Genomic DNA, 12,459 nt, shown 5'->3' with positions numbered 1-12,459 from the left:
GAAGGCAATGACGCTATTGCCGTCGACTCGGAGTGGGTGAGTGGATATGGCCAGGCTGACCGTTCGTGATCTACCCGACGAGGTACGCGAGGCACTGCGTGTGCGCGCGGCCCAGCATGGACGCAGTACCGAGGCGGAAGTCCGCGCGATTCTCATCGAAGCCGTCACGCCTGTGGCACAGGTCGAACTCGGGTCGTTGTTGGCGGAGATCGGTCGTGAGATCGAACTCACCGATGACGAGTTCGACGCCCTGAACGCCCGTGACCGACGGCCGATCCCTCCCATGGAGTTCGAGTGATCGTTCTCGACACCAACGTCATCTCCGAACCGCTGCGCAAGGCTCCGGACTCGCGTGTAGTCGCTTGGATCAATGCTCAACCTCTGCGCACTTTGTACCTGTCAGCTGCCACTGTGGCCGAACTCCGGTTGGGAATTGCCGCGATGCCTGCGGGCAGGCGGCGAGACACACTGCGCGACAGGTTCGAAACACGCGTGTTGCCTCTGTTCGCCGAGCGAATACTCGCTTTCGACCTGACCACCTCTGCGGTGTACGCCGAACTCATGGCGGCTGCGCGCGCCACCGGTGCGGCGATCGGGACTGCCGACGGCTATATCGCCGCGACGGCCAGCGCCGCTCGAATGGCCGTCGCCACTCGCGATACCGCGCCGTTCCGAGCTGCCGGGGTGCCCGTCATCGACCCGTGGGCCTAGCGCCCGGGCCGTTCGTCTGCGGCGCAGGTCGCCTGTGCCGTATGCGTCCGAGTCGAGTGGTGCTCAGAGGTTGTAAAACGGTTCGGCGTAGTGGAATTCGCCGGCGATCTGGGAGTCGTAGGCCGAGAGAGAGCGGACCTGGAAGTGGCTGATCCACGACGGGTCGTCGGGGGTGATGCCGAGGCGGGCGGCGGGGACGAAACCGAAGCGCGGGTAGAACTCCAGGCTGCCGAGCAGGCCGATCAGTGGTTCGTCGAGGGCGTCCGCGGCGCCGAGCGCCGCGTGCATGAGGGCGGAACCGACTCCGGCGCCCTGATGGTCGGCGAGAACGCCGATCGGGCCGAGCGCCAGCACGGGGAACGGGCCGACGGCGGCTCTGGTCAAGCACAGGTGGCCGACCACGCTGTCGTGCTCGATCGCCACCAGCGAGAGCGTCGGGATCCAACCCTCGTCACTGCGCAGCTGGGCGACCAGGTCGACCTCGGGCGGGTCGGCGCCGGGGCGGCCACCGGACGCGGCGGCGGGGGCATAGCGCGGTGCGAATGCGCTGCGATGCACCGCCGCGATGGCAGCGGCGTCGTCGACGCGTTCGCGACGGATCAGCACGGTCGTCTCCTCCCGAACGAAGTAGGGCCCATCCGCACACGTTAGTCAGCGACCGTGGCGTCACGTTGTCCGATGCGCCATCAGCTACGAGTGTGCGCGAACTGCCGCCAGGCGCGCAACGGAATTCGATTCCGGTGTGCCAGACTCTCACCCCATGGCAAGTTCCACGTCGCTGACCAGGGCCGAAGTGGCCGCCATGATCGATCACACGCTGCTCGCTCCGGAGGCGACGCCCGCGCAGGTCGGCGTGTTGATCGAAGACGCACGGGCGCTTGGCGTCCTCGCGATCTGTGTGTCGCCGTCCATGTTGCCGGTGCGCGCGCCCGGACTGGTGGTCGCGACGGTCGCCGGATTCCCTTCGGGGAAGCATCATTCGCTGGTCAAAGGCGCCGAGGCGCGGCTCGCGGTGGATCAGGGCGCCGCCGAGGTGGACATGGTCATCGATGTCGGCGCGGCTCGCGCCGGTGATTACACGGCGGTGCTGTCCGACATCGTCACGGTCCGCGAGGCCATCGGGGATCGGGCGCTGTTGAAAGTGATCATCGAGTCCGCCGCGCTGCCGGACGAAGCGATCGTGCAGGTGTGCCGGGTCGCCGAACGCGCGGGCGCCGATTTCGTGAAGACCTCCACGGGATTTCACCCCGCGGGCGGCGCGAGCGCGCACGCGGTGCGGTTGATGGCCGAGACGGTCGGCGACCGGCTCGGCGTCAAGGCCAGTGGCGGCATCCGGACCGCCGAGGCGGCCGCGGAGATGATCGCGGCGGGCGCGACCCGGCTCGGACTGTCGAAATCGCGTGAAGTGCTCGACGGTTTCCCGATCTGACCGTCAAAGCGCAAGGCCCGAAGGTCTTGCGGCGGTGCGCGTTCAGCAGCGCGTGTCGGAGCCGTTGCTGTTGCCTGCGGGCTCGAGCTGGGCACGCCCGCCGGAGAGGTGGACGTCGACACCGGAGTCGGTGACCTTCAGGTCGGTCGCCGCCATGCCGAGAGGGTAGCTCTGCAGGCTCTTGGTGAACAGGTCGACGATGCTCTGCACCAGGTCGGAGGGCAGGCCGATGCCGAGCAACTCCGCCGACATCGTCTCTACCTTGACCATGCCGTTCACGATCTGCGGCTTCAACTGGAGTTCGGCGAAGCCGCCGAGCACCGACAGGGTGAGCATGCCGGTACTCGCCGAGGAACTCACCCCGCTGACCATGCCGCCGAGGGTCTCTTTGATTCCCTCGTTGCTCCAGGTGACGTCGGCCGAGGAACTGCCGATCTCGCTGCCGTTCTGGTCGGCGACGTCGACGTCGCGGAAGACGGCGTGCACCACCATCCCGACGGCGGGACCGAACTTGGTGTCGTCACTGTTCACCTTGACCGTCGGCACCTTGCCGTCGATCCAGGTGAGCAGCATCGGCTTGGGCCCGAAGCTCACGTCGATCTTCGACCCCATCTCCTTCTCGAACTGCGAGCTGATGCAGTTCGACACCGTGTGCCTGGCGTAGGCCTCGCCGCCGACCAAGACCGTGGCGAGCAGAATCGCTACCACGGTCAGGGCGATCAGCAGGGTCCGCCGGTTGATCGTCGAGGGCGAGGTTGCGTTCGTACTCATGGCCAAAATTCTTCCCGACCTTTCTGTGCCGTCTCTGAGGAGGTCGTGAGGGGTTCGAATGTGACATGAAGCACAAAAATCGAGCGTAGCCTGATGCCCATGGCCGGCGATGAGGCAAGCCGCGCGATCGGATCCGCGGAACAAGGATGGCGTGTTCTGCGCCGCTGGGCCGGTCGGCACGCCGGTTTCTTCACGACTCGCCAGGTGCTGCGCACCGGGTGCGGAGCGCGGGTGCGAGCAGCCCTTGGCGACGGTTCGGTGACGAGGGCCGGAGTCGGCATGCTCCGGTTGGCCGGGTGGCCGGACGGCCCGCTCGACGAGTACGCGATGTGGGCGGCCTGGTTCGACGGCGCCGCGGTGGTCTCCCATCAGAGTGCGGCGGAGTTGCACGGGCTCGGCAGCCTGTGCCCGCGGTTCCTGCACCTGTCGGCGCGCGCGGGACGTCCGCCGGTGACGCCGCGGCTGGTGGTCGTGCGCCGAACGCTGGCAGGCGCCGACGTGGAATCGGCGGGTGCGTTCCTGGTGACGACGCCGGTCCGCACGGTGCTCGACCTGGCCGAGGCCGATATCGGGCAGTCCGCTTTGAACGAGGTGGTGGCCGACGCGGTCGCGATCCACCGGTGCGCGGGCGAGGAGATCACCGACGCGGGTGCGCGCTTGTCGCCGCGCGCCGCGCGACGGGTATATCAGGCGCTTGCCGTAGCGTGACGAAACCGCGCTAGCTCGTACCGAGCGGCGCGACCGCCGACCACGGCACCGAGAGCACGCTGTCGCGCAGGCGGCGGCGGTAGTGGCGGATCGGGAAGCCTTCCGCGTGCAGCGCCCGCGCCGCCGCGCGCCAGCGGACCCGGGGGCCATATGGTGCCATCGGCGCGGCGTGGGCCCACGCGCGATCGGCGGCGGTCAGCAGCGCGTGAATCGGTTCACCGGGAACGTTGCGGTGGATCAACGCCTTCGGCAAGCGTTCGGCGAGGTCGGAGGGACGCTCGACGGTGAAAGGATCCCAGGCCAGCGTGAGCGAGCGTGGTCCGTGCCGGTCGAGCAGGATCCATGCGCAGCGTCTGCCCAATTCGTCGCAGGTGCCGTCGACCAGCACCCCGTCCGGCGCCAACCCGGCCAGCACCGTCGACCATGCCTCGCCGACCGCCGCTTCCGGGTACTGCCGCAGGACGTTGAAGGCGCGCACCAGAACCGGCCGCAGCCCGGCCAATTCGAATCCGCCCCGTGCGAAGGTGACGCCGTCGCGGCCGGGCACCACGCGCTGCGGGTCGATCTCCAATCCGACCACCCGCACGTCGGCGCGGATCGTGCGCAGCCGAGCGGCCAGCTCGAACGTGGTCCACGGGCTCGCGCCGTACCCGAGATCGACGACCAGCGGATCGGGCGCACCGCGCAACCGGTCGGCGACGAATTCGTCGTTGATCAGCCAGCGGTCGCTGCGGCGGAGACGATTGACGGCGGTGGTGCCACGAGTGATATTGCCGACCGGTTTGGTCAGCGAGTGGGGTGTTGTTCTTCCAGCCACTGAACCGTGAACTCGGCCTCGCCGCGGAACAGGTCGACCAGGTTCACCAGCATCAGCTGTTCCAGGCGCGGACCCACCATGGGGATGAAAACTTTCGCCTCCGACGAGAAGCGCATGGTGCAGCCGGTGTCGGTGGGGAACAGGCGGATGGTGCCGCCGAGGCTGCCGGGGCCTGCGGGAATGGACGCCGAGTACTTGCCGGTGGTCTCCTCCGCGGCGTACGGGCTGTAGAACTCCTTGCGGGTGATCACCATGTCCTTGCGCATCACCGTCTGCGCGATTTCCGGCAGCATGTCGCGGGGCAGGACGTGGTGCAGCTCGACCGTGATCCCGTCGTCGCCCGCCTCCAGCCGGACCACCTCGTTGCCGGGGGTGTACTTCCGCATCTCGCCCATCCGCGCGTCCCAGTAATCGCGGTTCGACAGCGCCGCGTACAGCTCTTTTGTGGTGTGCAGCGGATAGCGGGCGGAGTAGTCCAATCGGCGTGCCATGGGCTCACACGTTACTGGGTCCGGCGGCGCCGACCTCGATGGGCGGGTGGAGTGCGGAACTGACACGAAGGCCGGGACCGCACGATGTGACGTCGAACAGTGACCGTGCTCTCGAGACCGGTCAGTGCGCCGTGAGCCACTTGCCGGTGAACTCCGCCTCGTTCTTCAGCAGCTCGGTGAGGTGCTCGGCGATCGCCTTCTCGATCTTGCTGCCGAACAGCGGAATCTTCACCTCGATGGTGCCGTCGACCGTGGTGACGGCGCCGGAGCCGTCGGCGGCCAACGCGATGGCGCCGCGGACCTCGGCGGGCGCGCCCTCGACGCGGGCCTCGAAGGTGGCCTGGTCCCCGGTCCAGCGCTCGACGCGCGGGATGATCAGATCGCCGGGCCGCACCGCGGTGATCGCGGCGGGGAGCTGTTCGGCGGGGATGGCCTGCACCATCTCGACGCGCACCTCGTCACCGCTGACGGTGACCGACTCCAGCCGGGCATTGGGGCCGCCGACCTCCGCGATGCGATCCTTCCAGTACTGGTCGTTCGCGAATGCCGCGCGCACCGCGGCGGTCGGATGGGTGTAGCGGGCCGTGTACGCCAGCGGTGTAGCCATGGGTCCACACGCTACCGTGTAGCGCTCGAGTCCCACGAGTCGTGCTGTCGGATGTGCTCGGGGCGGAGAATGCCAGCGTGTAGCTGTCAGCGCACCCGCTGCTGTTCGGCATTCGAGCTACCCGAGCGGTGCTATCCGATCCGCTCGCGGGCTGATACACCAGCGTGTAGCTGTCGGCGCGCACGCTACCGTTTAGCATCGTGCGAACTTCACGAGTGGTGCCGTCGGATCTCCTCGCCGATACCGGCGCGCGGCTATGTGCCGACGTGCGGTTGGCGGAGCTGACCACGCTGCGAGTGGGTGGACCCGCCCTGGTCGCCGAATGCGCGACGACCGAAGCGTTGGTCGCGACGGTCCGTGCGCTGGACGCGGCGGGTGTCCCGGTGCTGCTGCTCGCGGGTGGCTCGAATCTGCTGATCGGCGACAACGGCTTCGACGGCGTCGTGGTGCGGATCGCCACCGGCGGCGTCGAGATCGGCGACGGCGGCGTGGTCGCCGAGGCGGGCGCGGACTGGGACGCCGTGGTGCGGGCGACGGTCGAGGCGGGTCTCGGGGGATTGGAGTGCCTGTCCGGCATTCCCGGTTCGGCGGGTGCGACGCCTGTGCAGAACGTCGGCGCCTACGGCGCGGAGGTGGCGAATCTGCTGCGCCGGGTGCGCCTGCTGGATCGCGCCAGCGGTGAGATCCGATGGGTGGAGCCCGCGGAACTCGGTTTCGGCTACCGCACCAGTGTGCTCAAGCACCGCGACGACGCCGTCGTGCTCGCGGTCGACTTCGCGCTGCGCGCAGACGGTTCCAGCGTGCCGCTGCGTTACGGCGAGCTGGCCTCGGCGCTGGGCGCCACGGACGGCGAGTCCCGCCCCGCGGCGCAGGTGCGGGAGGCGGTGCTGCGGTTGCGCGCGGGCAAGGGCATGGTTCTCGATCCCGCCGACCACGACACCTGGAGCGCGGGTTCGTTTTTCACCAACCCGGTGGTCGCGCCGGAGCGGGTGGCCCAGGTGCGCGCCGCGATCGCCGCTCATGTGGGCGACATCGCGGTGCCGACCTATCCGGCGCCGGACGGAGTCAAGTTCTCCGCGGGCTGGCTCATCGAGCGGGCCGGTTTCGCCAAGGGCTTCCCCGGCGACGGTGCGCCCGCCCGGCTGTCGACGAAACACACACTGGCGCTGACCAATCGCGGCGGCGCCAGTGCGGCCGATGTGGTGGCGCTGGCCAGGACGGTCCGCGACGGCGTGGCCGAGCGTTTCGGGATCCGGTTGGAACCCGAACCGGTCACCGTGGGTCTCACCCTCTGACCCGTTGAGGCCGACACCACACGCTGCGTCGACGGGTCGGCGCGCGCGCCGCGCGTAGATTCGACGAAGTGAACCACCGCACGATGATCCGCCGATCGGTTGCCGTGGTGTCGACCCTCCTGCTCGTGGTCGTCGCTCTGGTGGCCGGTTGCACGATAGACCGCGGCTCCGGAAAGCCGCGTCCCGCTGCCGGTCCGATCGCCAAAGCGACGTTGACCCCCGCCGCCGACGCCACGAACGTCAACCCGACAACGCCGGTCTCGGTGACGATCAGCGACGGCACGATCGATCAGGTCGCGCTGACCAACGTCGCGGGCAAGCAGGTCCGCGGCGAACTCGCGCCGGACCGGCGTGCTTACACCATCACCGAGCCGCTCGGCTACGACGCCGCCTACGCCTGGTCGGGCACCGCCGTCGGCGCCGACGGCAAGCCGATCCCGATCGACGGCTCGTTCCACACCCTGAAGCCCAAGAGCACCGTCCCCGCGACCCTGAACATCGGCGACAACCAGGAGGTCGGCATCGCGGCGCCGATCATCCTGCAGTTCAAGTCCTCCGTCACGAACAAGGCGGCGGTGGAGAAGGCGCTCACGATCACCACCGACCCGCCCACCGAGGGCGCGTGGGCCTGGTTCCCGGACGACGGCGGCTCCCGCCTGCACTGGCGTCCGAAGAACTACTGGACACCGGGGACCGCCGTGCACGTCTCGGCCCGCCTCTACGGCCTCGACCTCGGTGGCGGCAACTACGGCGATTCCGATCTGACCACCGATTTCCGCATCGGCCGCAGCCAGATCGTCAAGGCGAGCGCCCCGAGTCACCGTATGCAGGTGGTCCGCGACGGACGGACGGTCTTCGATTTCGCCGTCAGTTACGGCGAGGGCAACGAGGCGCGCAACGTGACTCGTTCCGGTGTCCACGTGGTCACCGAGAAGTACGAAGACTTCATGATGTCGAACCCGCCGTTCTACACCAATGTTCGCGAACGCTGGGCGGTACGCATCTCCAACAACGGCGAATTCATCCACGCCAACCCGGAATCGCTGTCGGCGCAAGGGTCGGCGAACGTCACCAACGGCTGCATCAATCTGTCGCCCGGTGATGCCCAGGCGTATTTCCCCACGTCCCTGTACGGCGATCCGGTCGAGGTGACCGGAACCTCGATCCCGCTCTCGGCCGCCGACGGCGACCTCTACGACTGGACCATCGACTGGGACACCTGGAAAACCATGTCGGCGTTGCAGGGCGCGCCGTCGGCCGTGGTCTCCGCCACACCGCTGCCCCCGCAGCCCGCGGGGGCGCGCTGACCGGGTCTAGCGCACCTTCACGCTCTGTTCTTCGGTCGCGTCGTCGGCGTGTTCCTCTTCGACCTCTCGGTCGGCCTGGCGTTGGGCGCGGACCGCATCGTGCCGCTCGGCGAGCAGGTCGCGAATCTCGGTCAGCAGTTCGATCTGGGTGGGCTCGGCCGCCTTCGGCGTGCCGAAGCGATTCTTGATCGTCTTCATGGGCAGGATCAGCACGAAGTAGAGCACCGCGGCGACCATGAAGAAATCGATGGCGGCCGTGATGATCGGGCCGACGGCGATGAAGGTGGCGGGCTTGGAGGGGATCAGCTGCACGCCGAGGCCCAGCTGGTTGGTGCTGCCGAACACCGCGAGCAGCGGATTGACGACACCTTTCGTCACCGAGGTCACCACGGAGGTGAACGCGGTGCCCATGACGACGGCGACCGCGAGATCGATGACGTTCCCGCGCATCAGGAACTCTTTGAAGCCCTTGAACATGAGCCGAATCACTCCCATCCGATGTCCTTACGCGTGCGGCTTCTCGGATGTTAACGGCTCCGGGCGAACAGCGAAGGCCCAGCAATTCGCGGCCGGGCCGGCGCTGCCGAAAGAGTAATGCGCTTCGGCTATGAAGTGCGGCGGGCGAACCGGCCCGCGTCGGCCTGGTCGCGCGGCTTGATGATGATCTGGTCCAGATCGACGTGCGCCGGTCGCGACGCGACGAACCCGATGACCTCCGCGATGTCCTGGGCGACCAGCGGATCGATGCCCTCGTACACCTTGGCCGCGCGTTCGGCGTCGCCGCCGAAACGCACCAGCGAGAACTCGGTCTCCACCGCGCCGGGCGCGATCTCGGTGAGACGCACCGGCTGCCCGAGCAGCTCTCCGCGCAGCGTGCGGTGCAGCACGGCTTGCGCGTGCTTGGCGGAGGTGTACCCGGCGCCGTTGTCGTAGGCGGTGAACGCGGCCACCGACGTGACGGTGACGATCAGCCCGTCACCGGAGGCGATCAGCTTCGGCAGCAGCGCCTTGGTGACGCGCAGTGTGCCGAGCACGTTGGTCTCCCACATCCAGCGCCAGTCGTCCAGGTCGGCCTCGGCCACCGGAGCCAGGCCCTTCGCGCCGCCCGCGTTGTTGACCAGCACGTCGACGCGCTCGACCGCCTCGGTGAACGCCCGCACCGACTCGTCCGAGGTGACGTCGAGTTCCAGTGCGGTGCCGCCGATCTCGTCGGCGAGGCGGCCCAGGCGATCGAGCCTGCGCGCACCGACGTAGACGTGATAGCCCTGCTTCGCCAGCTCACGGGCGGTGGCCTCCCCGATCCCCGAGCTGGCTCCGGTGACGACGGCGGTGCGAGTGCTCATGCGAACAGATCCTAGGTGCGCGAGGTTTGCCGGGTCCTGGCGGTCCCGCGAGCACGGTTAGCCTCGGTGCATGGCAATTCGGGACGTGGTGAGCGCGGACGGAACCAACATCGTCTACCGGGTGAGCGGCCCGGCGCACGGCAGGCCGCTGGTGCTGCTGCACGGCTGGTCGGCGAATCTGCGCTGCTGGGGTGGAGCCGCCGACGACCTCGCCGCGCACATGCGGGTGGTCGCCGTCGACCTGCGTGGCCACGGTTACTCCGACGCGCCCGCGGCGGGCTACGACGATCCGAAGAACTGGGCGGCCGACGTCGCGGCGGTGCTGGCGGCCGAGGGCATCGCGTCCGGGGCGGTGCTGCTCGGCTGGTCCTACGGCGGGATCGTGCTGACCGACTACTTGACCGCATATGGCACCGGCGCCGTGGCGGGCGTCGTCTACACCGGCTCGATGGCGAACATCGGCCCCGGTGTGCCCGGCGCGGCGACCGGCAGCATGATGCGGGAGGCGATTCCGGGCGTCTTCGAGGAGAGCGCGGGGCGGGCGGTGCGCGCCTTCGGTGTATTCGGCAATGCGAACACCGGACCGGGCGCGGACAAGGGACCGGACGCGCAGCGCTTGTTCGGGGCCAGTCTCGCCACCCCGCCCGCGGTGCGCAAAGCGCTGTTCTACCGGACCGTCGACAACACCGAGACCCTGCGCACACTGGACGTTCCGGTGCTCGTCCTGCACGGGACCGCCGACCGGGTCGTTCCCGTCGACAACGGCCGCTATATCGCCGAGGCCGTGCCGGACGCGCGTGTGTCGTTCTGGGAGGACGCCCAGCACGGCCTGTTCATCGAGGACCGTTCCCGGTTCGTCGCCGAGGTGCGCGCGTTCATCGAGAGTCTGTGATCGGATTCATGTCTGCTCTGTGATAGCTCTCACTTGCCGAGGATAGCGTGTCTGGGCCGGGGAACGCAACGTGCACTATGGATAGTGTGAGTCAGCGCCTGGACCTACGGCCGAACCGTATCGCCGTGTTATCGGTGCACACCTCACCACTCGCTCAGCCGGGCACCGGCGACGCGGGCGGCATGAACGTCTACGTCCTGCAAACGGCCGTCGAGCTGGCCCGGCGCGGCACCGAGGTGGAGATCTTCACCCGGGCCACCGCGTCGAACGTCCCGCCGGTCCAGGAGGCCGCGCCCGGCGTGCTGGTGCGCACCGTGGTGGCAGGCCCGTTCGAGGGCCTGGACAAGCACGATCTGCCCACCCAGCTGTGCCCCTTCACCGCGGAGGTGCTGCGTCAGGAGGCCAGGCACCTGCCCGGCCACTACGACCTGGTGCACTCGCACTACTGGTTGTCCGGCCAGGTCGGCTGGCTGACCAGGGACCGGTGGCGGGTGCCGCTGGTGCACACCGCGCACACCCTGGCGGCGGTGAAGAACGCCGCGCTGGCCGAGGGCGACTGTCCCGAACCGGCGACTCGCGAGATCGGCGAGAAGCAGGTGATCGCCGAGTCCGACCGGCTGGTCGCCAACACCGCCGAGGAAGCCCGCCAGCTGGTGGAACTCTATGGCGCCGACCCCGAGCGCATTGATGTCGTCCCGCCGGGTGCCGACTTGACCTGCTACCGCCCCGGTGACAAGGCCGCCGCCCGCGCCGCGCTCGGGCTGGCCGCCGACGAGCGGATCGTCGCGTTCGTCGGCCGGATCCAGCCGCTGAAGGCGCCCGATGTGCTGGTGCGCGCCGCGGCCGAGGTCTTGCGCGCCGACCCGGAGCGCAAACTGCGCGTGCTGATCGTGGGCGGCCCGTCCGGCAGCGGGCTGGAGCGGCCGGACGCGCTGATCGATCTGGCCGCCGAACTCGGCATCGCCGAGCGGGTCAGTTTCCTGCCCCCGCAGCCGCCGCAACGGCTGGTGCTGGTCTACCGCGCCGCCGATCTGGTCGCGGTGCCGAGCTACAACGAGTCCTTCGGCCTGGTCGCGATCGAGGCGCAGGCCAGTGGCACCCCGGTGCTCGCCGCCGACGTGGGCGGTCTCGGCACGGCCGTACGGCACGAGGTGTCGGGCCTGCTCGTCCCCGGCCACCGCACCGTGGACTGGGCGAACGCGCTGCGCCACCTGCTGGACGACCCGGACCGGCTGCACCGGATGGGCGAGCAGGCCGTCGCGCACGCGGCCAACTTCTCTTGGGCGCACACCGCCGACGGGCTGCTCGCCAGCTACGCCGCGGCCATGGCCGGTTTCCGGGACGAGCGGGCGGCTTTCGGCGGACGCGGCCTGGCGCACAGCGCTGTTCGGGAGGATGCCTACGACCGGGTGTCCGACGACCACACCGGTCTCGCCGCGGAGCGGACGGCCGCCCTGCTCGGCGAGAACAGTCAGGCGAGATCGCGGGCGCTGTGGCGGCGCCGGATGGGAGTGCGCCGGTGAACGAGGTACAGACGACCGCGCGGCTCATCGATGAGACGCTGCGGGACAGGGAGATCGAATACACCCGGCCGGGGGAGGAGACCTTCGTCGTCGTCCTGCCCGGTGAGCGCAAACTGAAGACCACGGTGATGGTCACGGTGGGCAAGCACGGGGTCCGCTTCGAAGCGTTCGTCTGCCGCAAGCCCGACGAGAACTTCGAAGGCGTGTACAAGTTCCTGCTGCGCCGCAACCGCAGGCTCTACGCCGTCGCGTACACCCTCGACCGGGTCGGCGACATCTATCTGGTGGGCCGGATGTCCGCGCACGCCGTCACCGCCGACGAACTGGACCGGGTGTTCGGCCAGATTCTCGAGGCCGTCGACGCAGACTTCAACGTGCTGCTGGAACTCGGATTCGCCGAATCCATTCGGCGGGAATGGAAGTGGCGCGTCTCGCGCGGCGAGTCGCTGCAGAACCTGCGCGCCTTCGAGCATCTGGTCGATTCCGCCGACAAGCCGTAGCCGGTCGTCGCCCCGTCCGGCTCCCGGGTGACAATCGCAGGTGGCTCGGATCGGCGAAGGGACGG

16 protein-coding genes are annotated in these 12,459 nt (G+C 69.0%); 9 read left to right on the top strand and 7 right to left on the bottom strand.

Going from position 1 to position 12,459, the window contains the following annotated elements; translation table 11 throughout:
• Nucleotides 1–46: 46 nt before the first annotated feature.
• The gene (locus tag ACIA5H_RS29165; RefSeq protein WP_364424350.1) at nucleotides 47–298 is read left to right on the top strand and encodes a FitA-like ribbon-helix-helix domain-containing protein; all 252 of its coding nucleotides are present in this window, start codon (nucleotides 47–49) and stop codon (nucleotides 296–298) included.
• Nucleotides 295–711 (top strand): type II toxin-antitoxin system VapC family toxin, encoded by a 417-nt coding sequence (locus tag ACIA5H_RS29160; protein ID WP_379254028.1) that lies wholly within the window; start codon nucleotides 295–297, stop codon nucleotides 709–711. Before ACIA5H_RS29165 ends, ACIA5H_RS29160 begins: the two co-directional genes overlap by 4 nt.
• A gap of 63 nt (nucleotides 712–774) precedes the next feature.
• On the opposite strand, the gene ACIA5H_RS29155 is transcribed toward ACIA5H_RS29160, so the two are convergent.
• Nucleotides 775–1,317, bottom strand: a complete 543-nt coding sequence (locus ACIA5H_RS29155) for an N-acetyltransferase (protein ID WP_364424346.1) — start codon at nucleotides 1,315–1,317, stop codon at nucleotides 775–777.
• 154 nt (nucleotides 1,318–1,471) lie between these two features.
• Between ACIA5H_RS29155 and deoC the strand changes: the two genes are divergently transcribed.
• Nucleotides 1,472–2,140 (top strand): deoxyribose-phosphate aldolase, encoded by a 669-nt coding sequence (gene deoC / locus ACIA5H_RS29150; protein WP_397078708.1) that lies wholly within the window; start codon nucleotides 1,472–1,474, stop codon nucleotides 2,138–2,140.
• A gap of 42 nt (nucleotides 2,141–2,182) precedes the next feature.
• Here deoC and ACIA5H_RS29145 read toward each other — a convergent pair whose 3' ends face one another.
• Nucleotides 2,183–2,911, bottom strand: coding sequence for a DUF2993 domain-containing protein (locus ACIA5H_RS29145; protein ID WP_379254026.1), 729 nt, complete (start codon nucleotides 2,909–2,911; stop codon nucleotides 2,183–2,185).
• A 99-nt stretch (nucleotides 2,912–3,010) separates the two neighbouring features.
• Between ACIA5H_RS29145 and ACIA5H_RS29140 the strand changes: the two genes are divergently transcribed.
• Nucleotides 3,011–3,619, top strand: a complete 609-nt coding sequence (locus ACIA5H_RS29140; RefSeq protein WP_355071891.1) for a hypothetical protein — start codon at nucleotides 3,011–3,013, stop codon at nucleotides 3,617–3,619.
• A gap of 10 nt (nucleotides 3,620–3,629) precedes the next feature.
• On the opposite strand, the gene ACIA5H_RS29135 is transcribed toward ACIA5H_RS29140, so the two are convergent.
• The 3 genes from ACIA5H_RS29135 to ACIA5H_RS29125 form a co-directional block, all read right to left on the bottom strand.
• The gene (locus ACIA5H_RS29135; RefSeq protein WP_379254025.1) at nucleotides 3,630–4,436 is read right to left on the bottom strand and encodes a class I SAM-dependent methyltransferase; all 807 of its coding nucleotides are present in this window, start codon (nucleotides 4,434–4,436) and stop codon (nucleotides 3,630–3,632) included.
• Complete coding sequence (locus ACIA5H_RS29130; protein WP_355071895.1) at nucleotides 4,406–4,927, bottom strand: DUF2505 domain-containing protein; 522 nt, start codon at nucleotides 4,925–4,927, stop codon at nucleotides 4,406–4,408. Before ACIA5H_RS29130 ends, ACIA5H_RS29135 begins: the two co-directional genes overlap by 31 nt.
• Before the next feature lie 121 nt (nucleotides 4,928–5,048).
• Entirely contained in the window at nucleotides 5,049–5,534 is a 486-nt protein-coding gene (locus tag ACIA5H_RS29125) for a DUF2505 domain-containing protein (protein ID WP_379254024.1), read from the bottom strand.
• 215 nt (nucleotides 5,535–5,749) lie between these two features.
• On the opposite strand from ACIA5H_RS29125, the gene ACIA5H_RS29120 reads away from it, so the two are divergent.
• Both ACIA5H_RS29120 and ACIA5H_RS29115 read left to right on the top strand, forming a co-directional pair.
• Entirely contained in the window at nucleotides 5,750–6,829 is a 1,080-nt protein-coding gene (locus ACIA5H_RS29120; protein WP_397078889.1) for a UDP-N-acetylmuramate dehydrogenase, read from the top strand.
• Between the two features lie 83 nt (nucleotides 6,830–6,912).
• Nucleotides 6,913–8,136, top strand: coding sequence for an Ig-like domain-containing protein (locus tag ACIA5H_RS29115; protein WP_397078887.1), 1,224 nt, complete (start codon nucleotides 6,913–6,915; stop codon nucleotides 8,134–8,136).
• Nucleotides 8,137–8,142: 6 nt separating this feature from the next.
• Here the strand turns inward: ACIA5H_RS29115 and mscL are convergent, their stop codons facing one another.
• Together mscL and ACIA5H_RS29105 are read right to left on the bottom strand one after the other, a co-directional pair.
• Complete coding sequence (gene mscL / locus ACIA5H_RS29110; RefSeq protein WP_397078705.1) at nucleotides 8,143–8,631, bottom strand: large conductance mechanosensitive channel protein MscL; 489 nt, start codon at nucleotides 8,629–8,631, stop codon at nucleotides 8,143–8,145.
• Between the two features lie 110 nt (nucleotides 8,632–8,741).
• On the bottom strand, nucleotides 8,742–9,479 hold the full coding sequence (locus tag ACIA5H_RS29105) for an SDR family NAD(P)-dependent oxidoreductase (RefSeq protein ID WP_356962604.1): 738 nt from the start codon (nucleotides 9,477–9,479) through the stop codon (nucleotides 8,742–8,744).
• A gap of 70 nt (nucleotides 9,480–9,549) precedes the next feature.
• On the opposite strand from ACIA5H_RS29105, the gene ACIA5H_RS29100 reads away from it, so the two are divergent.
• The 3 genes from ACIA5H_RS29100 to ACIA5H_RS29090 all read left to right on the top strand — a co-directional run bounded on the left by ACIA5H_RS29100 (nucleotide 9,550) and on the right by ACIA5H_RS29090 (nucleotide 12,394).
• Nucleotides 9,550–10,371: an alpha/beta hydrolase gene (locus ACIA5H_RS29100; protein ID WP_355071900.1), complete on the top strand. Its 822-nt coding sequence runs from the start codon at nucleotides 9,550–9,552 to the stop codon at nucleotides 10,369–10,371.
• A gap of 77 nt (nucleotides 10,372–10,448) precedes the next feature.
• Nucleotides 10,449–11,894, top strand: coding sequence for a D-inositol-3-phosphate glycosyltransferase (mshA, locus tag ACIA5H_RS29095; protein ID WP_379254021.1), 1,446 nt, complete (start codon nucleotides 10,449–10,451; stop codon nucleotides 11,892–11,894).
• The gene (locus ACIA5H_RS29090) at nucleotides 11,891–12,394 is read left to right on the top strand and encodes a YbjN domain-containing protein (protein ID WP_355071902.1); all 504 of its coding nucleotides are present in this window, start codon (nucleotides 11,891–11,893) and stop codon (nucleotides 12,392–12,394) included. The genes mshA and ACIA5H_RS29090 overlap by 4 nt, the downstream gene beginning before the upstream one ends.
• Nucleotides 12,395–12,459 lie beyond the last annotated feature (65 nt).

The sequence above is a fragment of the Nocardia sp. NPDC051900 genome (assembly GCF_044452545.1).
Classification (GTDB): domain Bacteria; phylum Actinomycetota; class Actinomycetes; order Mycobacteriales; family Mycobacteriaceae; genus Nocardia; species Nocardia sichangensis.
Note: the sequence above shows the minus strand (reverse complement) of the source record. Positions and strands in the feature narration are given on the sequence as shown.